At 58.2% G+C, this 19,945-nt stretch carries 22 protein-coding genes; 7 read left to right on the top strand and 15 right to left on the bottom strand.

Going from position 1 to position 19,945, the window contains the following annotated elements; all coding sequences use genetic code 11:
• Positions 1-138: 138 nt before the first annotated feature.
• The 7 genes from lpdA to sdhC form a co-directional block, all read right to left on the bottom strand.
• Positions 139-1,575, bottom strand: coding sequence for a dihydrolipoyl dehydrogenase (lpdA, locus tag K3819_RS08610; protein ID WP_011333117.1), 1,437 nt, complete (start codon positions 1,573-1,575; stop codon positions 139-141).
• 97 nt (positions 1,576-1,672) lie between these two features.
• Positions 1,673-2,896: a 2-oxoglutarate dehydrogenase complex dihydrolipoyllysine-residue succinyltransferase gene (gene odhB, locus K3819_RS08605; protein ID WP_039769789.1), complete on the bottom strand. Its 1,224-nt coding sequence runs from the start codon at positions 2,894-2,896 to the stop codon at positions 1,673-1,675.
• A gap of 42 nt (positions 2,897-2,938) precedes the next feature.
• Positions 2,939-5,770, bottom strand: coding sequence for a 2-oxoglutarate dehydrogenase E1 component (locus K3819_RS08600; RefSeq protein WP_039769786.1), 2,832 nt, complete (start codon positions 5,768-5,770; stop codon positions 2,939-2,941).
• A 253-nt stretch (positions 5,771-6,023) separates the two neighbouring features.
• Complete coding sequence (locus K3819_RS08595) at positions 6,024-6,728, bottom strand: succinate dehydrogenase iron-sulfur subunit (RefSeq protein WP_007959035.1); 705 nt, start codon at positions 6,726-6,728, stop codon at positions 6,024-6,026.
• Positions 6,729-6,739: 11 nt separating this feature from the next.
• Positions 6,740-8,512: a succinate dehydrogenase flavoprotein subunit gene (sdhA, locus tag K3819_RS08590; RefSeq protein WP_011333114.1), complete on the bottom strand. Its 1,773-nt coding sequence runs from the start codon at positions 8,510-8,512 to the stop codon at positions 6,740-6,742.
• A gap of 3 nt (positions 8,513-8,515) precedes the next feature.
• The gene (gene sdhD / locus K3819_RS08585; protein ID WP_007977503.1) at positions 8,516-8,884 is read right to left on the bottom strand and encodes a succinate dehydrogenase, hydrophobic membrane anchor protein; all 369 of its coding nucleotides are present in this window, start codon (positions 8,882-8,884) and stop codon (positions 8,516-8,518) included.
• Positions 8,878-9,252, bottom strand: coding sequence for a succinate dehydrogenase, cytochrome b556 subunit (gene sdhC / locus K3819_RS08580; RefSeq protein WP_011333113.1), 375 nt, complete (start codon positions 9,250-9,252; stop codon positions 8,878-8,880). Before sdhC ends, sdhD begins: the two co-directional genes overlap by 7 nt.
• 364 nt (positions 9,253-9,616) lie before the next feature.
• Here sdhC and gltA point away from each other — a divergent pair, with 364 nt between their 5' ends.
• On the top strand, positions 9,617-10,906 hold the full coding sequence (gene gltA / locus K3819_RS08575; RefSeq protein ID WP_007959044.1) for a citrate synthase: 1,290 nt from the start codon (positions 9,617-9,619) through the stop codon (positions 10,904-10,906).
• Positions 10,907-11,609: 703 nt separating this feature from the next.
• On the opposite strand, the gene K3819_RS08570 is transcribed toward gltA, so the two are convergent.
• Genes K3819_RS08570 through K3819_RS08535 form a run of 8 tightly spaced genes read right to left on the bottom strand, consistent with a single transcriptional unit; the run spans position 11,610 to position 16,999 of the window.
• Positions 11,610-11,972, bottom strand: a complete 363-nt coding sequence (locus K3819_RS08570) for a Mor transcription activator family protein (protein ID WP_221399049.1) — start codon at positions 11,970-11,972, stop codon at positions 11,610-11,612.
• A 31-nt stretch (positions 11,973-12,003) separates the two neighbouring features.
• Positions 12,004-12,324 (bottom strand): hypothetical protein, encoded by a 321-nt coding sequence (locus tag K3819_RS08565; RefSeq protein WP_260329045.1) that lies wholly within the window; start codon positions 12,322-12,324, stop codon positions 12,004-12,006.
• A 1-nt stretch (position 12,325) separates the two neighbouring features.
• Positions 12,326-13,507, bottom strand: coding sequence for an ExeA family protein (locus K3819_RS08560; protein WP_221399047.1), 1,182 nt, complete (start codon positions 13,505-13,507; stop codon positions 12,326-12,328).
• Positions 13,507-15,270, bottom strand: coding sequence for a DDE-type integrase/transposase/recombinase (locus K3819_RS08555; protein ID WP_221399668.1), 1,764 nt, complete (start codon positions 15,268-15,270; stop codon positions 13,507-13,509). Before K3819_RS08555 ends, K3819_RS08560 begins: the two co-directional genes overlap by 1 nt.
• Before the next feature lie 2 nt (positions 15,271-15,272).
• A complete protein-coding gene (locus K3819_RS08550) occupies positions 15,273-16,202 on the bottom strand; it encodes a hypothetical protein (protein ID WP_221399046.1) in 930 nt (309 codons plus the stop codon).
• 10 nt (positions 16,203-16,212) lie between these two features.
• Positions 16,213-16,515 (bottom strand): helix-turn-helix domain-containing protein, encoded by a 303-nt coding sequence (locus K3819_RS08545; RefSeq protein ID WP_221399045.1) that lies wholly within the window; start codon positions 16,513-16,515, stop codon positions 16,213-16,215.
• Positions 16,515-16,754 carry a hypothetical protein gene (locus K3819_RS08540; protein WP_221399044.1) on the bottom strand — a complete coding sequence of 80 codons (240 nt, stop codon included), beginning with the start codon at positions 16,752-16,754 and terminating at the stop codon, positions 16,515-16,517. Before K3819_RS08540 ends, K3819_RS08545 begins: the two co-directional genes overlap by 1 nt.
• 8 nt (positions 16,755-16,762) lie before the next feature.
• A complete protein-coding gene (locus tag K3819_RS08535) occupies positions 16,763-16,999 on the bottom strand; it encodes a DNA-binding protein (protein WP_221399043.1) in 237 nt (78 codons plus the stop codon).
• A 219-nt stretch (positions 17,000-17,218) separates the two neighbouring features.
• Between K3819_RS08535 and K3819_RS08530 the strand changes: the two genes are divergently transcribed.
• The 6 genes from K3819_RS08530 to K3819_RS08505 all read left to right on the top strand — a co-directional run bounded on the left by K3819_RS08530 (position 17,219) and on the right by K3819_RS08505 (position 19,930).
• On the top strand, positions 17,219-17,539 hold the full coding sequence (locus K3819_RS08530; RefSeq protein WP_221399042.1) for a hypothetical protein: 321 nt from the start codon (positions 17,219-17,221) through the stop codon (positions 17,537-17,539).
• Positions 17,540-17,554: 15 nt separating this feature from the next.
• Positions 17,555-17,908, top strand: a complete 354-nt coding sequence (locus K3819_RS08525) for a hypothetical protein (protein ID WP_221399041.1) — start codon at positions 17,555-17,557, stop codon at positions 17,906-17,908.
• 38 nt (positions 17,909-17,946) lie between these two features.
• On the top strand, positions 17,947-18,486 hold the full coding sequence (locus K3819_RS08520) for a hypothetical protein (protein WP_221399040.1): 540 nt from the start codon (positions 17,947-17,949) through the stop codon (positions 18,484-18,486).
• A gap of 84 nt (positions 18,487-18,570) precedes the next feature.
• Positions 18,571-18,786: a hypothetical protein gene (locus tag K3819_RS08515; RefSeq protein ID WP_221399039.1), complete on the top strand. Its 216-nt coding sequence runs from the start codon at positions 18,571-18,573 to the stop codon at positions 18,784-18,786.
• Entirely contained in the window at positions 18,786-19,349 is a 564-nt protein-coding gene (locus K3819_RS08510; RefSeq protein WP_221399038.1) for a hypothetical protein, read from the top strand. The genes K3819_RS08515 and K3819_RS08510 overlap by 1 nt, the downstream gene beginning before the upstream one ends.
• Positions 19,350-19,447: 98 nt before the next feature.
• Complete coding sequence (locus K3819_RS08505; protein ID WP_221399037.1) at positions 19,448-19,930, top strand: structural protein; 483 nt, start codon at positions 19,448-19,450, stop codon at positions 19,928-19,930.
• Positions 19,931-19,945: the final 15 nt, after the last annotated feature.

Below are 19,945 nucleotides of genomic sequence, written 5' to 3'. Positions count from 1 at the left end.
ACCTGTGACTGCTGCTTGCGTAGCCTTGCCGGATACCCGGTGCAGCTACGCAAGGCTGCGTCCAGCGGACATTCCGCGGTGAGTCTTGCACGCAAGGCTCACGACGGGCCGTACCGCCGTGGTTTCTTATTGTGTGTCTTAACGCTTCTTGCGGTTGGCAATGTGGATGGCGCCGCCATTCACTGCCAAAGCTGCTTCGTGCAAGGCTTCAGACAGGGTCGGATGGGAGAAAACCATCATGCCCAGGTCTTCAGCGCTGGTGCCGAATTCCATACCGATCGCGCCCTGCTGAACCAGTTCTGCAGCGCTCGGGCCAATCACGTGCACGCCCAATACGCGGTCAGTCTTGGCATCGGCGATGACCTTGACGAAACCACCGGTATCGTTGGCGGCCATGGCACGGCCGGATGCAGCGAACGGGAAGGTGCCGACGTTAACTTCAACGCCTTCAGCTTTCAAGGCCTGCTCGGTTTTACCGACCCATGCGATTTCCGGGTGAGTATAAATAACCGAAGGGATCAGGTCATAGTTCATCTGGGCCTTGTGGCCCTTGATGCGCTCGACAACCATGATGCCCTCTTCCGAGGCCTTGTGAGCCAGCATCATGCCGCGAACCACGTCACCGATGGCGTAAACGCCCGGTACGGTGGTGGCACAGTGATCGTCAACGTGCACGAAACCGCGCTCGTCCAGGGTCACGCCGCTGTCGGCAGCCAGCAGATCAGTGGTCACCGGACGGCGACCAACGGCTACGATCAGCTTGTCGAAAGTGATGGTCTGTTCGCCGTTGGCGTCGGTGTAGTTCACAACGACTTCGTCGCCGTTCACTTTCGAGCCGGTTACGCGAGCGCCCAGTTTGATGTCCAGACCCTGTTTGGTCAGGGTTTTCAGCGCTTCCTTGGAAACAGCGGTGTCCGCTGCCATCAGGAAGGTGTCCAGGGCTTCCAGGACAGTCACTTCCGCACCCAGACGCGACCAGACCGAACCCAGTTCCAGACCGATCACGCCAGCGCCGATCACACCCAGACGCTTAGGTACGGATTGGAATTCCAGAGCGCCGGTCGAATCGACGATGACTTTCTGATCGACCGGAGCCGGTGGAATGTCGATCGGACGCGAGCCAGGAGCCAGAATGACGTTTTCGGCTTCGATGACTTCAACCGAGCCGTCCGGCTTGGTGACTTCGACTTTCTTGCCGGCCAGCAGTTTGCCGTGGCCCTGGATCGAAGTGACGCCGTTGGCCTTGAACAGAGTGGCAACACCACCGGTCAGGTTCTTGACGATGCCAGCCTTGCGGCCAACCATCGCAGCGACGTCCATTTTGACTTCGCCGGTCGAGATACCGTGGACGTTGAAGCTTTCTTTCGCTTCCTTGTATTTCCAGGAGCTGTCCAGCAGCGCCTTGGAAGGAATGCAGCCTACGTTCAGGCAGGTGCCGCCCAGGGCTTGCTTGCCTTCAGCATCGGTGTACTTCTCGATGCAGGCAGTGCTCAGGCCGAGTTGGGCGGCCTTGATAGCTGCCACGTAGCCGCCAGGGCCCGCACCGATCACTACTACGTCAAATTTCTGCGACATTCAAAAAATCCTCTTTAGCGAAAAGCTTCAAGCCGCGCGCTGCAAGCCAGGCTGCGTTTTCCCGCAGCTTGAAGCTTGCAGCGCGTGACTGCTTCTATCAGATATCCAGCAACAGACGAGCCGGATCTTCCAGCAGGTTCTTGATGGTCACCAGGAAGGTTACAGCTTCTTTGCCATCGATCAGACGGTGATCGTAGGACAGTGCCAAGTACATCATCGGACGGATCACGACCTGACCGTTGATGGCCATCGGACGCTGGATGATGTTGTGCATGCCCAGAATCGCTGCCTGCGGCGGGTTGACGATCGGGGTCGACATCATCGAACCGAAGGTACCACCGTTGGTGATGGTGAAGGTGCCGCCGGTCATTTCGTCCATCGACAGTTTGCCGTCACGGGCTTTCTTGCCGAAGGTGGCGATGCCGCCTTCGATTTCAGCCAGGCTCATGTGTTCGGCGTTACGCAGAACCGGAACTACCAGGCCACGGTCGCTGGAAACAGCGACACCGATGTCGGCATAACCGTGGTAAACGATGTCGTTGCCGTCGATCGAAGCGTTGACCGCCGGGAAGCGTTTCAGCGCTTCGGTGGCAGCCTTGACGAAGAACGACATGAAGCCCAGGCGTACGCCGTTGTGGGACTTCTCGAACAGGTCCTTGTACTTCGAACGCAGGGCCATGACTTCGGTCATGTCGACTTCGTTGAAAGTGGTCAGCATCGCCATGTTCGATTGAGCTTCAACCAGACGCTTGGCAACGGTGGCACGAACGCGGGTCATCGGAACGCGCTTTTCGATGCGGTCGCCAGCGGCGAACACAGGAGCGGCGGCGGCCGGAGCAGCAGCCTTGGCAGGCGCGGCAGCCGGAGCGGCTTTCTTGGCAGCAACGGCTGCAACCACGTCTTCCTTGGTCACGCGACCGCCTTTGCCGGTGCCGGCAACGGACGCGATGTTGATGCCGTTCTCTTCAGCCAGCTTGCGCGCGGCAGGAGCAGCGATCGGGTCGTCTTCGCCATCAGCGGCAGCAGGTGCAGCGGCAGCAGCGGCCGGAGCAGCGGCGGCAGCCGGAGCGGCGGCAGCAGCGCCGCCTTCAACGATGGAGCCCAGGACTTCGTCGGACAGGACGGTGTCGCCCTCGCCCTTGACGATTGCGCCCAGCACGCCGTCGGCGGTAGCCAGCACTTCCAGTACGACTTTGTCGGTTTCGATGTCGACGATCAGTTCGTCACGCTTGACGGCGTCGCCCGGTTGTTTGTGCCAGGTGGCAACGGTGCCATCGGCAACCGATTCCGGGAAAGTGGGGGCTTTGATCTCGATAGCCATTATCTGTGGTTCCTTAAATTCGGTTTCAGGTGCGCGAAGGCGTTAAACGGTAAACGCGTCTTGCAGCAGTTGTTCCTGCTGCTCGGCGTGCATCGATGCGTAACCACATGCTGGTGCAGCAGAAGCCTCACGGCCCGCGTACTCGAGTACGAGAGATTTGTTGAGGTTGCTGATGCTGCGACGCAGGTGGTGCTGGCTGCAGTACCAGGCGCCCTGGTTCATCGGCTCTTCCTGACACCACACGGCCGCTTTGGCATTGGTGTAAGGAGCCAGGACTTCTTTCAAGTCGTCCTCAGGGAATGGGTACAGCTGCTCGATACGCACGATGGCGATATCTTCGCGGCCTTCGGCACGACGTTTTTCCAGCAGGTCGTAGTAGACCTTGCCGCTGCACAGAACAACGCGCTCGACCTTTTTCGGGTCCAGGGCATCGATTTCCGGGATAACGGTCTGGAACGAACCTTCGGCCAGATCTTCCAGGGTCGAGATGGCCAGTTTGTGGCGCAGCAGCGACTTTGGAGTCAGAACAACCAATGGCTTGCGCAGCGGGCGAATCACCTGACGGCGCAGCAAGTGGTAGATCTGGGCCGGAGTGGTCGGCATGCACACCTGAATGTTGTGCTCGGCGCACAGCTGCAGGTAACGCTCAAGACGTGCCGAGCTGTGCTCAGGGCCTTGGCCTTCGTAACCGTGTGGCAGCAGCATGGTCAGACCGCAGAGACGGCCCCACTTGTGCTCGCCGCTGGTGATGAACTGGTCGATAACAACCTGCGCACCGTTGGCGAAGTCGCCGAACTGGGCTTCCCAGATCACCAGCGCGTTTGGCGTGGTGGTCGAGTAGCCGTATTCGAACGCCAGTACGGCTTCTTCCGACAGGAACGAATCGTACAGGTCGAAGCGTGGCTGACCTTCATACAGATGCTTGAGCGGAATGTAGGTACCGGCATCTTTCTGGTTGTGCAGCACAGCGTGACGGTGCGAGAACGTACCGCGGCCGATGTCCTGGCCAGTCATGCGGATCGGGTGACCTTCGAACGCCAGGGTCGCGTACGCCATGGTTTCGGCGTAACCCCAGTTGATCGGCAGGCCGCCGGCTTGCATCTTCTGACGGTCTTCGTAGATCTTCGCAACCTGACGCTGAACCACGAAGCCTTCCGGAATTTCCAGCAGCTTGGCGGACAGTTCCTGCAGGGTCTTGAGGTCGAAGCGAGTGTCGTGACGCGCAGTCCAGGCGTGGCCCAGATACGGACGCCAGTCCACGAACAGCTCTTTGTTCGGCTCTTTGACCAGCGATTTCACGACGTGCAGACCGTTGTCCAGCGCGTTGCGGTATTCGTCGACTTTCGCCTGAACACGCTCGGCGTCCAGCACACCGGCCTGGGTCAGACGATCAGCGTACAGCTCACGGGTGGTGCGCTGCTTGGTGATCTGCTGATACATCAGAGGCTGGGTGCCGCTTGGCTCGTCGGCCTCGTTGTGGCCGCGACGACGGTAGCAGACCAGGTCGATCACCACGTCACGCTTGAACTGCATGCGGTAGTCGATGGCCAGCTGGGTTACGAACAATACGGCTTCCGGATCATCACCATTCACATGGAGGATCGGCGCCTGGATCATTTTCGCGACGTCGGTGGCGTACTCGGTGGAACGCGAGTCCAGCGGGTTGCTGATGGTGAAACCGACCTGGTTGTTGATCACGATGTGCACGGTACCGCCGGTCTTGAAACCGCGGGTCTGCGACATCTGGAAGGTTTCCATGACCACGCCTTGACCGGCGAATGCAGCATCACCGTGGATGGAGATCGGCAGAACCTTCTCACCGGTCGAATCGTTGCGACGGTCCTGACGGGCGCGAACCGAACCCTCGACCACCGGGGAAACGATTTCCAGGTGGGACGGGTTGAACGCCATGGCCAGGTGAACTTCACCGCCGGTGGTCATTACGTTGGACGAGAAGCCCTGGTGGTATTTGACGTCACCGGAACCCAGCTCGACCTTCTTCTTGCCTTCGAACTCGTCGAACAGCTCGCGCGGGTTCTTGCCGAAGGTGTTGACCAGTACGTTCAGACGGCCACGGTGGGCCATGCCGATGACGACTTCCTTGGTGCCGTACGAGCCGGAACGCTGGATCAGTTCGTCGAGCATCGGAATCAGGCTTTCGCCACCTTCCAGACCGAAACGCTTGGTGCCCGGGTATTTGGTGCCCAGGTATTTTTCCAGGCCTTCACCGGCCGTCACGCGCTCGAGCAGGTGGCTCTTGATGTCCGCGGAGTATTCCGGACGACCACGCACGCTTTCCAGACGCTGCTGGAACCACTGGCGCTGCTCGGAATCGGTGATGTGCGTAAATTCAGCGCCGATGGTGCGGCAATATGTCTGCTGCAACGCTTCGTGAATTTCGCGTAGGCTCGCTTCCTCTTTGCCGATGAACAGGTCGCCGGCACGGAAGGTCGTATCAAGATCGGCATTGGTCAAGCCGTAGTGATTGATCGACAGGTCTGCAGGTGCAGGACGCTGCCACAGCCCCAGCGGGTCAAGCTGGGCTGCCTGGTGGCCACGCATACGGTAGGCCTGGATCAATCGCAGCACTTCAACCTGCTTTTTCTCGTGCTCACTGCTCACGCTGCCGGCGGAAACCGGTTGGGCGCGGCGCTGGTTCTTTGCCAGCAGCACGAAATGATCGCGAATTGTGGAGTGCGAAACATCGGTGGCAGAGCTGCCGTCGGCAGGCAGCTTCTGAAAGTAGGTGCGCCACTCTTCTGGCACAGCGTTAGGGTCGTGCAGGTAGAGCTCGTAGAGCTCTTCCACATAGGCAGCGTTTCCACCTGAAAGGTAGGCGCTGTTCCACATGCGCTGCATCACGCTTTCTTGCATGCTTGGTCACCCTCGGTTAGGGGAACACCATCGGTGCCGACACCGAGCAAGCTTGCAGAAGTCCGAATGCAGCGACCAAAACAAGCCACTTAGGATCACACTGATAGTCCGGGTACCAGCCCGGATGCCCCTGCTTGTCTCATTTCTTCAAAATAAGAGCCGCAGCTTATGGCTGCTGCTCTGGTTATAGCCATGGCGCGGGTTGAAGCCCGCGCCTAAGCCCTCTGCGGGTACAGCGGTTACAGCAGCTGAATCACACGCCGCTTGAAAGCAGCATGTTACGGATGTGACCGATGGCCTTAGTCGGGTTCAGGCCTTTCGGACATACGTTGACGCAGTTCATGATGCCCCGGCAGCGGAAGACGCTGAACGGGTCATCGAGGGACGCCAGACGCTCGGACGTCTTGGTATCACGGCTGTCTGCCAGGAAGCGGTACGCTTGCAGCAGGGCAGCCGGACCCAGGAACTTGTCCGGGTTCCACCAGAAGGACGGGCAAGAGGTCGAGCAGCAGGCGCACAGGATGCACTCGTACAGACCGTCGAGCTTTTCACGCTCTTCAGGGGACTGCAGACGCTCGATGGCCGGAGCCGGCGTGTCGTTCTGCAGGAATGGCTTAACCTTCTCGTATTGCTTGTAGAAGATGCTCATATCGACAACCAGGTCACGGATAACCGGCAAACCTGGCAGCGGACGAACGATCAGCTTGTTACCTTTGACGACAGCAGACAGCGGCGTGATGCACGCCAGGCCGTTTTTGCCGTTGATGTTCATGCCGTCGGAGCCGCAGACGCCTTCACGGCAGGAGCGACGATAGGAGAAACCTTCGTCCTGCTCTTTGATCAAGGCCAGCACGTCCAGCACCATCAGGTCTTTACCACCGGTATCAACCTGGAATTCCTGCATGAACGGCGCAGCGTCCTGATCAGGGTTGTAACGATAAACACTGACTTGCAACATGGCGGTCACCCTTAATAAGTCCGGACTTTAGGTTCGAAAGTCGGAACAGTCTTCGGCGAGAAGTTCACGGCACGCTTGGCGACGCGTTTCTCACCCGGGAAGTACAGGGTGTGGCACAGCCAGTTTTCGTCGTCACGGTCTTCGAAGTCTTCACGGGCGTGAGCGCCGCGGGACTCTTTACGTACTTCGGCAGCGATGGCGGTAGCTTCAGCCACTTCCAGCAGGTTTTGCAGTTCCAGCGCTTCGATACGTGCAGTGTTGAACGCCTGCGACTTGTCGTTGATCTTCACGTTGGCGATGCGCTTGCGCAGATCAGCCAGCTGGGCAATACCCTTCTGCATGTATTCGCCGGTACGGAATACACCGAAGTAGTTCTGCATGCAGCTTTGCAGCTCGCGACGCAGGGTAGCGACGTCTTCGCCGTCGGTACGGTTGTTCAGGGCGTTCAGACGTGCCAGGGCAGCTTCGATATCGGCTTCGGTAGCGTCGTCGTATTCGATGCCGTCGGTCAGCGCCTTCTCCAGGTGCAGGCCGGCAGCGCGGCCGAATACCACCAGGTCGAGCAGCGAGTTGCCGCCCAGACGGTTGGCACCGTGAACCGATACGCAAGCCACTTCACCTACTGCGAACAGACCAGGGATGATCTGATCCACGCCTTCGGCGTCCTGGGTGATCGCCTGGCCATGAATGTTGGTGGCCACGCCGCCCATCATGTAGTGGCAAGTCGGAACAACCGGAACCGGAGCAACCACCGGGTCAACGTGTGCGAAAGTCTTCGACAGTTCGCAGATGCCTGGCAGACGGCTGTGCAGCACTTCCTCGCCCAGGTGGTCGAGTTTGAGCATCACGTGGTCGCCATTCGGACCGCAACCGTTACCGGCAATGATCTCTTTAACCATCGAACGGGCAACCACGTCACGACCGGCCAGGTCTTTGGCGTTCGGAGCATAACGCTCCATGAAACGCTCGCCGTGCTTGTTGATCAGGTAACCACCTTCACCACGGCAACCTTCGGTAACCAGTACACCGGCGCCGGCGATGCCGGTCGGGTGGAACTGCCACATTTCGATGTCTTGTACCGGCACGCCAGCACGCAGAGCCATGCCGACGCCGTCACCGGTGTTGATCAGGGCGTTGGTGGTGGATGCATAGATACGACCTGCACCGCCAGTAGCCAGCACGGTGGCTTTCGCGCGGATATAGGTGGTTTCGCCGGTTTCGATGCAGATCGCGATCACACCGACGAATTCGCCTTCCTGGTTTTTCACCAGGTCGACAGCGTAGTACTCGTTCAGGAACGTGGTACCGGCCTTCAGGTTGCCCTGATAAAGGGTGTGCAGCAGCGCGTGACCGGTACGGTCGGAAGCGGCGCACGTACGGGCAGCCTGCCCGCCTTTACCGTAATCCTTCGACTGACCGCCGAACGGACGCTGGTAGATACGGCCTTGCTCGGTACGCGAGAACGGCAGACCCATGTGGTCCAGCTCGAAAACGGCAGCCGGGCCTTCCTGACACATGTATTCGATAGCGTCCTGGTCACCGATGTAGTCGGAACCCTTGACGGTATCGTACATGTGCCAGCGCCAGTCATCGTTCGGGTCGGCCGAAGCGATGGCGCAGGTGATCCCGCCCTGTGCGGACACAGTGTGCGAACGGGTCGGGAAAACCTTGGTGATCACGGCAGTCTTGTGACCGCCCTGTGCCAGTTGCAGCGCCGCGCGCATGCCGGCACCGCCGCCACCAATAATGATGGCGTCGAAAGAAATCGTTGGAATGTTAGCCATGAATCAGATACCCCAGAGAATCTGCACACCCCAGACGAAGTAAGCGAACATCGCGACGCCGCATACTGCCTGGAAAAGGAAACGTACTGCAGTCGCGGACTTGCCCAGCGCCATTGGCGTCAGGTAGTCGGTCGCGATGGTCCACATGCCGACCCAGGCGTGAGCGCCCAGGGCAACCAGTGCCAGCAGACTGAAGATACGCATTCCGTTGTGGGCGAACAGGCCGTGCCATTGGTCGTAGCCAATGCCCGGGTTCGCGGCGAGGTAGCCGATCAGGAATATGAAATAAGCCGCGAGAACGACCGCAGACACACGCTGTGCCATCCAGTCATAGAGGCCCGAACGCGAAAGGTTTGTAACGCTGGTTACCATATCCAAACTCCTGCCAGAACGATCAGCACCACGGAAACGGCGATGATCAGTTTCGAGCCCAGGCGGCCGCCTTCCAGCGTCTCACCGATGCCCATGTCCATGATCAAGTGGCGCACACCGGCAACCAGGTGATACAGAAGAGCGGACAGGAGGCCCCATGCTACGAACTTGGCCAGCGGGCTGGTCAAGCATGCCTTCACCTCGACATAACCTTCCTCGGAACCCAGGGATTTGCCCAATGCATAAAGCATGATGCCAAGGCCCAGGAAGAGGATGATGCCGGAAACACGGTGAAGAAACGACGTAACGCCGGTGATGGGGAGTTTGATGGTCCTTAGGTCTAGGTTTACAGGTCGTTGGCTTTTCACGGCTTTTTTTTCACACTGAAGAGCCCCTAACAATCAGGGCAAAGTTGTTGGGGAGTGCACTGGTCAGGTAACCACCACCCAGGGATGCGACCCCCAATGAAAGCAAGCCCAAAAGCCCTTGGCGGTCGGTCGCCGAGTATAGACAGTTAGGCTACTAATGACAACGCAATCGCCTACCCCCAATAGCGGATTGCACAAGTCGTATAAAAGGCGTAAATGGCAGGCAATTTCGAGGAAAAAGTACGGTTAAAGCCTTCTGGAGCAAGACTTTAGGCAAATTGACATTCGAATTTATCTCACTATAGTGGTGCGGGCCCTGCGTGGGGGGTCTGTCTGATGATTTCAAGCATAAATAGGAGGCCACATGGCTGACAAAAAAGCGCAGTTGATCATCGAGGGCGCAGCCCCCGTCGAGCTGCCCATTTTAACCGGCACCGTTGGTCCCGATGTTATCGATGTTCGGGGCCTGACGGCCACGGGCCGCTTCACTTTCGACCCCGGTTTCATGTCGACCGCTTCCTGCGAATCGAAGATCACCTATATCGACGGCGACAACGGCATCCTGCTGCACCGCGGCTACCCGATCGAACAGCTGGCTGAAAAGTCGGACTACCTGGAAACCTGCTACCTGCTGCTGAACGGCGAACTGCCGACCGCAGAACAGAAGGCCCAGTTCGTCGGCACCGTGAAGAACCACACCATGGTTCACGAGCAGCTGAAAACCTTCTTCAACGGCTTCCGCCGTGACGCCCACCCGATGGCCGTCATGTGCGGTGTAGTCGGCGCCCTCTCGGCCTTCTACCACGACTCCCTCGACATCAATAACCCGCAGCATCGCGAAATCTCCGCGATCCGCCTGGTTGCGAAGATGCCGACCCTGGCCGCGATGGTTTACAAGTACTCCATGGGCCAACCCATGATGTACCCGCGCAACGACCTGTCGTACGCGGAAAACTTCCTGCACATGATGTTCAACACCCCGTGCGAGATCAAACCGATCAGCCCGGTACTCGCCAAGGCCATGGACCGGATCTTCATCCTCCACGCCGACCACGAGCAGAACGCTTCGACCTCCACCGTGCGTCTGGCGGGCTCCTCGGGTGCCAACCCGTTCGCCTGTATCGCCGCCGGCATCGCCGCCCTGTGGGGCCCTGCCCACGGCGGTGCGAACGAAGCCGTGCTGACCATGCTCGATGAAATCGGCGATGTCTCGAACATCGACAAGTTCATCGCCAAGGCCAAGGACAAGAACGATCCGTTCAAGCTGATGGGCTTCGGTCACCGCGTCTACAAGAACCGCGACCCTCGCGCGACTGTCATGAAGCAGACCTGCGACGAAGTGTTGAAGGAACTGGGCATCCAGAACGATCCACAACTCGAACTGGCCATGCGCCTGGAAGAGATCGCCCTGACCGACCCGTACTTCATCGAACGCTCGCTTTACCCGAACGTCGACTTCTACTCGGGGATCATCCTCAAGGCGATCGGCATTCCGACCAGCATGTTCACTGTGATCTTCGCCCTGGCACGTACTGTCGGCTGGATCTCGCACTGGAAGGAAATGCTCTCCAGCCCGTACAAGATTGGCCGTCCGCGCCAGCTTTACACGGGTTACGAGTCGCGGGATATCACCAAGCTGGAAGACCGCAAATAAGGGCTTTCTTGCGATAGCGTCTTAAGTTGTAACGGGAACGGCCTCCATGTGAATGGGGGCCGTTTTTTTGTGGTTTTTTTATTGGGGGCATATCCGTTGCTTCGGGTGCTGCCGCTGGCGGTTTCGCTCTTACAGCGAGTCCCTTTTTCAAACGCCAAAAAGGAACCAAAAGGCTTGGCCCCCGGCGTACGGCACTTCGCCTAGGCTCAGTGTTCCCTCGCTACGGTGTCCATCAGGGGGCATCGCCTACGGTTTGCTTCGCTGCACCTCCTCTCGATGTATGCGGCTTCGCCGCACGGCGCTGCGCGCCTCCCCCCTGATGGACACCTCCGCTCGGCCTGCCGAAGGGGCAAAAAATCAAGAGCCAGAGCCAGAGCCAGATCAAGAGCCCCTCACCCTAGCCCTCCCGAAACGTCGGACCGCCCGTAGGGAGAGGGAACTGATCGAGTGGTTTGGGAGAGGTTCGCCGACGTGCGATACCGCGTTGAATTCAGGCTTTGAAAAGCACAAAAATCGGCCCCCTCTCCTCGGGGAGAGGGCTGGGGTGAGGTCCAGCCCCACCGAAACCAAAGCCAAACTGTTTACGACTGACCTAAACCATACCTCAAAAGCGACATAAACCCGATCCATCCCGGGCTACCCTGGCACAAACTGGGACACCAACTGCAATTCCCTTGCACCCAGTGCAACAAAAAACGCCCCGTCAGTCCTCGACCGACGGGGCGAACATATCCCCCTGGCGACGCGCCACCTCATCCTTCCTGACCGCCTTCACAATCTTATAAATCCACTGAATCGAGACCGAATACTTACGCGCCAGATCACTATGATTCGTCCCCGTGAACTCCTCAAAAATCTGCCGATCCCGCCGACTCAACCTACCCGCCAGCCCCATCGGGAAATACACATTCTGCCCACCCCAATGCGCCGCCATCCGATCGGCCACCTCCTTGGCCACATGCCGGGCAGCCTCACCCTCCATCGACACCAACTCCACCAACGAGGCAGCCACATGCTCAGTCAGATCAACCAACAACTCCGGCCCCTTACTACGGAAGTCACTCATACCGGCACCACCGCACCCTCGAGGCCAGAAATCATTGATCCTGCTCCCTGACCAACGTCATCCAAGCCACATCAACACCTCGGACCGTCACCGAATTACAAGTAAACCGACCCGCCGGCACATAACGGATACCTCTCAGAAAATGCCCGAAATGCTCCACAAACAAATCAGCACTCGCCTCATCAATAAACACCTTATTGTCCAGCAGCACCTGCTGCCTGACCTCAATACCGACCCCACGCATCTCCCGCACCAACTCATTGAATGCCGAAAGCATCACCGGAAAACCCTCAGCCAAAATACTCAACGGCACACGCCTCAAACCCTCACCAGCCAGATCAAGAGCGTCCAAATCACACCCCCTTAACCACATCAGCAGTCACCTTCGGCACACCCAACTGAACCGCCAGATTCATCGCCGCAATCACCAGATTCCCGATCGCCAGCGGATACAACAGCGAAACCGTCACCTCCCGCCCACCATGCCGAGTCGGCTGAGACAACCGCGCCGCAATCGCCTCGATAGCCCCCTGATCGAGCACATCCCCAAGTGCCTTACCCACCCGATCGAATCGAAACGTCAAAAACTCACCCAGCCGCGAATGATCAACCGGCGTCAACGTCACACGCTCACACCGCTGCACCACCTCCCGCACATCCGCATTACGCTCACTCAACTTCACCCCCAACTCCGGCTGGCCGATCATGATGATGCTCACCAACTTCGTGAACCCCACCTCCAACTCCAGAATCCGTTTCAAATGCTTAAGCGTCGGCACCGGCAAACTGTGCGCCTCCTCAATCACCAGACAATGGCGATACCCGGCCGCATGCGACTCCTTCAACGCCCGATGCAACTGAGCAAACCGCGCCTCAGGACTACTCTTAGGCTTCGCCAGCGGCGCCACAGCCGCCATCATCGACTCCGCAATATGCGTACTCTTCAGCGACTTCCCCTTCGAATCGTTATCCTCAGATGCCAACACATACGGCTCAATAACCAACACCGGGTCATTATTCTCAGCAAGACGATTCACCAGATCCCGGCGAAGCGTACTTTTACCGGCCCCCGATTCCCCCTCAACCGCCAAAAACCCACCGTGCCGCGCCGTCTGATACATCGCCTCACGCACATACCGAATATCCGGGCTCACCCACATATCCTGAGCACACTGCAACTCATCAAACGGATCACGAAAAAGACCAAACGCCTTACGAGTAGCAGGCTGCAACGTTTGCTTAGGCAACAACATCAAATCGTCCTCCTTGGACATCTCCTGCACCACAGCCGGAACCTCGGCAACTACATCCAACTCATCCACCAGATCGAAAGCCGAAGCAATCGCGGCATCCTTCACACCCGACACAGACAAAAACGTCCTGATACGTCCCCGCAACTCATCACCATCCAACCTGCGCGGCCACAAATTGTGATTCACCAACTGCGCGACCGACGCACTACTCAAACGCAGCGACTGCGCCAAAGCCGCCTGAGGCTGACCCACCCCCTGCAAAATCCCTTTCAACCTCAACATCACTCACCCCCAACCGAACTGAACGGCCTTCGACCCACCACAACAGGCCACCTCAACTCAGCCTCAATCGCCTCAAGCTGCTCCTGCGGAACACCCTCCGGAAAACGCTCCATCAACCAGCCAAACGACTTCGGCGACCACAAATCGCCCAGGCGCGGCCGCAACAACTTCGCCGCCTCCACCAAACTCAGCGGGGCCAGCTCAACTGTTGGCGTATGAACATTCAGATTTGAACCTCGTCGCGGCAGAAAAGCCGGCAACACCGTGTCACTCACATACTTATGCGGGTCAATCCGTCCACCAAACGGCACAGCCTTCGCCTTGCGCGCCGCCTGCGCATCCGCCTCACAACGCGTCCCGGTCGCCAACTGCTCCAAAACCTTGCGCGACACCTGGGCCGGCGTATCGGCATGACGCTTAAACTGCTCACCAATCATCGCCGCCGACTCAGCGAACCCAAACGCATCCACCCCAATCCGCTCAATCACGTGATACCGCTCACGCCCGTCATCACCCACCACAACCGCAATCGCCGAATCCTTATCCCGCCAGCAATTACGCGTAATCAACAGCTTCTCACCCACCATCACCGCCGGCACCGAACTCACATCAAACGAAGCCCCTCGGAACGACACCCGCAGCAAATTACTCACCCGGCGAAACTCCGGCGTACACACCGCCAACTCACGACACACCTCAACACTCGGCGCCAGACGCAACTGCTCAGGCTTAATCAACTGCCAAACGCCATACCGCGTGCGGCGAGTGCGCGAATGAACCGCCGTCGCATTGAAAAACCGCATCCACTGGCCAGCCCACGCATTAATCTGCTCCAGACTCTTCGCCGCCTGAAACCTCAACGCACTCTCAAACTCCCGCTCAACCAAATTGTGCGCCTGCTCAACCTGGCCCTTGGCACGAGCATTCCCGACCCGATTAATCACCAAATCAATCGACAACACCCGGCAAAGATTGCGAAAAATACCACTCGTCATCGCCGCGCCCGGATCCGTCATCAACACCCAAGGCACCCCATGAAACGGATCAGACTCACCACGCTTCTGCATCGCATTAATCAACACACTGCACAAATGCTCAGCCGACTCCGCCCCCAACACATACTCCACATACAACGTGCCGCTCGTATGATCCGTCACCACATACCGCCACAACCGCTGGCGCTCAATCCGCTTCAAATTGGCCGGCTTACCGTCATAAAACTCAGCCTTCGTCATCACCCGCGCGCCGTCATCGGCCAAATAAAACTGCGTAGAAATCGACGCATCCACCTGCCACACATGATTCGGATGCTCACTCGCCAACGACACCGCCGGCGCGTCCTGCAACAACTGCTCGGGATGCAACCTATAAGCATGCAACGCGCGACTGATCGCACTGCGGCTCAACGGGCGGAACACACCCGTCACCTCATCCACACGGCCCGCCGCAATCAAACCATTACTGCGCAACCGCTCAACCGCCCGCACCATCGTCGACAACTGCTTATCGTTCGCGCGAATCGACTCCAACAACACCGCCGAAATCAACCGAGCCTCCTCAATCGGCAAGGCACTACACCCCGAGTCCTTGCGGCGCTTACGCGGCTTCGCAACCCTCACCAACTTCAACTGGCGCTGCAGCGTCGACAGCGACACCCCCATCTCCAACACACCCGCTTGATAAATAGCAGCGCGCTCACCATGCCCAGCGGCATCCAGCCGCCGAGCGATCTCCACCAACTGCTGAAGCTGAACCGGCCCCATCATCAAACCTCCGCCGGCGTCAGCCAAACCGCAGAACCATCCACCCGATCGAGCAAATTAAACTCACTGCGAACCGAGCCCAGCGTCACCTCCAACTGCCCAATCAAAGCCGCCTTAAATGCCCGATGATCCTCACCCTGAGCGGCCAGCGCGCCCAACCTGGCAAACCCCTCACGCAACGGCCCCAACACACAAGCCTCCGCTTCAAAAGCAATCGCCGTCACCTCCGCGCGCAAAGCCTTAGCCACCTCATCGGCCGGCATCGCCTGCACCTGCTTACGCGAACACTCCAGCGCCCGGCGCGCCTGATCCAACTCCCCAGACCGCTTCGCCAACAACGCGCTCTGCGCCGCGTAATCAGCAGACGTCTCCTCCAGTCGCCGGCTCAACCGATCCTTCTCACGCCCATGCTCAGCAATAATCTCCTCAGCCAACCCAACAAACGCCTCCTTATCACCGGCCTTCGCCACCTCAATCAGCGCCGCCTGCTGGTCCTGCGGCAACTGGCGATACAAACGCAACTCGCGATAACCAATCCCCATTCGCGACATCGCATCCAGCGCCTCCTCACCAAAGGCCCGAACATTCGCAATATCCCGATCCACCTGATCAACCGAGCGCCCCAACAACCCGCAAAACTCCTCCCACGTACCGCTCAACACCTGCGCACCGTGCGGACTTTTACCGCCCGCAATCGAGCGATACAGCTTGTTATCCTTCACAAACGCCAATCTCGAAATCCGCACCGTGCGGGAAAACGCCTCCAACGCACCCGCCATCTGCGCATGCCCCAACAACTGATTCACCACATCCCGCTCATCACCGTGCGCGGTGTGCAACGCAGCCATCGCATTCTGATCAGCCGTCAACATCGCCCCATCCAACGCCGGCAACACCAGCGCCTCCGTGCAAATACCCTTGCTCCGTGCCATACACCGCTCCTTAAACCTGCGAACCCGCTGCAATACGCTGATTGATCTCCTGCATCCGTCCCGTCAAACGGTCCATATGCTCGGCATGCGCCTGCGCAATCTGCAAAACACCCACCGAATGAGCAAAGCGCCCGTTATCCAACTTCAACGCCAAACCTTCCTCAATCAACATCTGCATCGCCCGCGTCACATTGCTCGGACTGTCCTGCGTCAAAAACGCCAACTCCGAATTACTCAACCCCGTCACCGTGTGACCCTTAAGCGCCTTCAGCAACCGCAACACCCGAACAGGCGCCGACACAGACCGCCTCATCACCAGCGCCTCCACGCACAACCGCAAAACCGCGACACAGCTTGCACAACAAAATCAGGTAAATTGGCAGCCTCGACACCTAAGACCAGCGCCAGCCGCCCATACGGCGAACCGCAGACATCACCCCAAAAAGTGGCATTTAGTGTGTTTTTTGTAGGAAATCTCTTTTTTTGCTCCGCGTGCCATCTCGGCGCACGTTTAAAAGCGGTAGATTCCAAATAACCGATATGATTTTTCATCCAGAGCCTCACGCCACAAAACGCGAAGACTCAAGGGCCGCCGCCGGATCAACACAAATCTCCCCGGCCTTAAGCCCCAACTTGATCGCAATCTCATGCGCCTGACCGCGCACACACTTCTTACGCCCACCCAACACCTCAAACACCAGGTTGGGCGAAAAACGATTAGCGATTGCCCATTGGGTAATCGAAACACCTTTGGCCTTAAGCTCAGCTCTGGCCTGATCCGCAGTACGTAGCGCCATGAAATCCCTCCGGGGAAACAGCACCGGCCTTGGTGCCGATTAAGTAACCGTTCGTCGTTGGACGGTGTGAACCAATGATGGAACCGAACGGTTCCCATGTAAAAGGATTTAGGCAACCGAATGGTTTCCTTTTGTGAACGACTACGCGCCGAGCGAACACGACTAGGCCTTAACCAGACCGACTTCGCAGCCCTGGCCGACGTAACCAAAAAAACCCAAATGCTCTACGAAGCAGGCGACCGCGTGCCCGACGCCGACTACATGGCCGCCATCGCCAACGCCGGTGCCGACATGTACTACATCATCACCGGCCAAAAAATCATCGTCCCGACGCAAGGCCCCACATGGGCCCCCATCGACAGCGAAAAACTCGGACGAATCATCGAAATGCTAGAAACCGCCGCCAAACAAGCCGGCCGGCGCTGGCCACCCAAAAAACTGGCCGAAGTGGCCGCAGATATCTACAACGCGCTCGGGCACGAACAGACGTTCGACGAAGCGCGCGTTGAGCGCATATTGAAATTGGTAATAAATCGTTGAAATAGAAGGAACACTATGCCGAGCAAGGACGGAGACCTGGTCAGCAAACTCACAGCCAGGCTTTCAGAGGAAATACAAAACCTCCCCAAGGACGGAACCGAACATCAACTCACCATCAACATCAAAGGCAACCGCGGCAACATCAACCTCGGCCGCCAAACCTTCGACATCAACACCACCCCAACAACAGCCCAGCCGCACCCACCGAACAACAACCGCAACACCCTTAAAATCTGCATGGCCTGCCTCGGCATCGCCGCCCTAAGCTTCACCCTGAAAGACCACCTGCCCGAAGCACTCAAAGCCTACGCCCTCATCGCCACCGGCGCATTTGGCTGCGTAGCCTTCATGCTCATGGCCTCGCACTAAGCAACACCCAAGGAAGAAACACCCCCAAGGAGCGTCAAATGAACCAAAACAAAAACCACGCAGCACCCAAAAAAATCCCAACACTCATTACCTGGGCAATCATCATCGCCATAGCCTGGTACTGGCTCACCCCGAACAACCCCATTCCAGTAGAGCCCCCAGCTGCCCAAGCCAACGAAGCACCGCCACCAGCCACCCTCTACACCAACGCCAGCCCCCAAGCCCTGGCCAGCGCCATCCAATACCTGGCTGACCTAGACAACGCCATGACCCAAGGCCTGCAAATCCTCAAAGCCAACAACCTCCAAGACCTCTCAGCTCACAGCCAACACTTCAAAACCCTGCGCGAAACCGGCCAGGCCCAATTCGGCCGCTCCGTCTTCGAACCCCTGGGCCACTGCGCCTCAGCCGGCAAATTCGCCAACAGCTGGTGGCAAGCTGAAGTCAGCGCTACGCGCCAAGGAAGTAAAGAAACCGTCCCCGGCGCGATTCAAAGCCATTTGGATGAATTCAAAATCAATCGAGAGGAATGTGTGAAGGCTGCAGATCCAGCTGGGCAAACAGCACCCCACGTCTAAAAACTGAGCTCAAGAAATGGACGCTGACTAAGCTCAATAGCGACAGGCAGGCATCAACCCACCCAACAACAAGGAGTAGGCAAATTGAACAGAGAGAATGATCACCAAGATCACGACAACGAGCATGAACATGAACATGAACATGAACATGAACAAGATGATCACAGCATAGAGGAAGACAGTGACGGTTGTTGGGTAGGCGATCTAGATCCAGATGACTGCTATAACCAGCCAGGAGATTATCCAGAAGTGGCAGACACCCTTGTTCCACCACCACCTTTACCCGGCGGTAAGCCGTAATGGGTGCGACGACTGCCACACTTGAGATCCGATGGCACGCGATGCTGTTCGGCGTGCGCCGCTCAATTCGCTACCACCAACGCCGCCGTGCCTTCTACGACAAGCTGGATAAGATATCCAACATGCTGTCCTTGATATTCGGTTCGGTAGCCGTATACGGGACACTAGAAGACAACGCAAAAAACGTAGCGCTGATCGCCTCCGCCATCGTAACCATCTTCTCGTCCATCAATCTGGTCGTCGGCAGCGCAACACGTGCAAGGGATCATACTGACTACATGCGAAAGTATGTGGCACTAGAAAAGCTCATGCTCAAAGACAAATCTGAAGATCTTTTGCGTGAGGTCACAGCCGAACGCTTATCCATCGAAGCCGAAGAACCTCCGGTACTGCACGTCTTAAATGCCATGTGCCACAACGAACTGATGCGCGCGATGGGATACGCAAAAGAAGACCTGCCCAAAATTGGTCCCATTCAAAGATTGGTATCTCAATTCTTTGACCTCTGCGAAAGCAGCATCCAAAACCCGAAGCCAAAAGATCCCCCTCAAGCCACTCCCTAAACCCAATTAAAAGCCCTCCACCCACACGCCGCCCACCATAGCGGCGTGTGCAATTCTGGCCCCCCAAAAACCGGGGCGCCCTGACCGGAGGCAACCCCATGCGACCCCAATCCCCCCGCGGCATCCGCAACAACAACCCCGGCAACATCCGCCACGCCCAAAGCACCCGCTGGCAAGGCATGGCCACCCACCAAACCGACCCCCAATTCGTCCAATACTCCGATCCGCGGTGGGGCATCCGCGCCATCGCCCGCGTCCTCATCACCTACCAGGACAAACGCCAAGCCGCCGACGGCAGCCCCATCGACACCGTACGCGACATCATCCAGCGCTGGGCGCCGCCCAACGAAAACAACACCGACGCCTACACCAACAGCGTCGCCCGCGCCCTCGGCCTAAACCCCGACACCGCTGCCATCGACGTCTACGACCTCGACATCATGCGCGCCCTCATCACCGTCATCATCCGCCACGAAAACGGCCCAGGCCCATTACCCGGAGGCCGCTGGTACGGCGAAACCCTCATCACCGAAAGCCTCACCCTCGCAGGCCTCGAACGCGGCGCCGTCCACGGCCATTAACCGAATCCACCCGGG

It is taken from the genome of Pseudomonas sp. 3-2 (assembly GCF_019710535.1).
GTDB lineage: Bacteria > Pseudomonadota > Gammaproteobacteria > Pseudomonadales > Pseudomonadaceae > Aquipseudomonas > Aquipseudomonas pharyngis.
The sequence above is the reverse complement of the archived record's forward strand: the minus strand, read 5'-3'. Positions and strand labels throughout refer to the sequence as shown.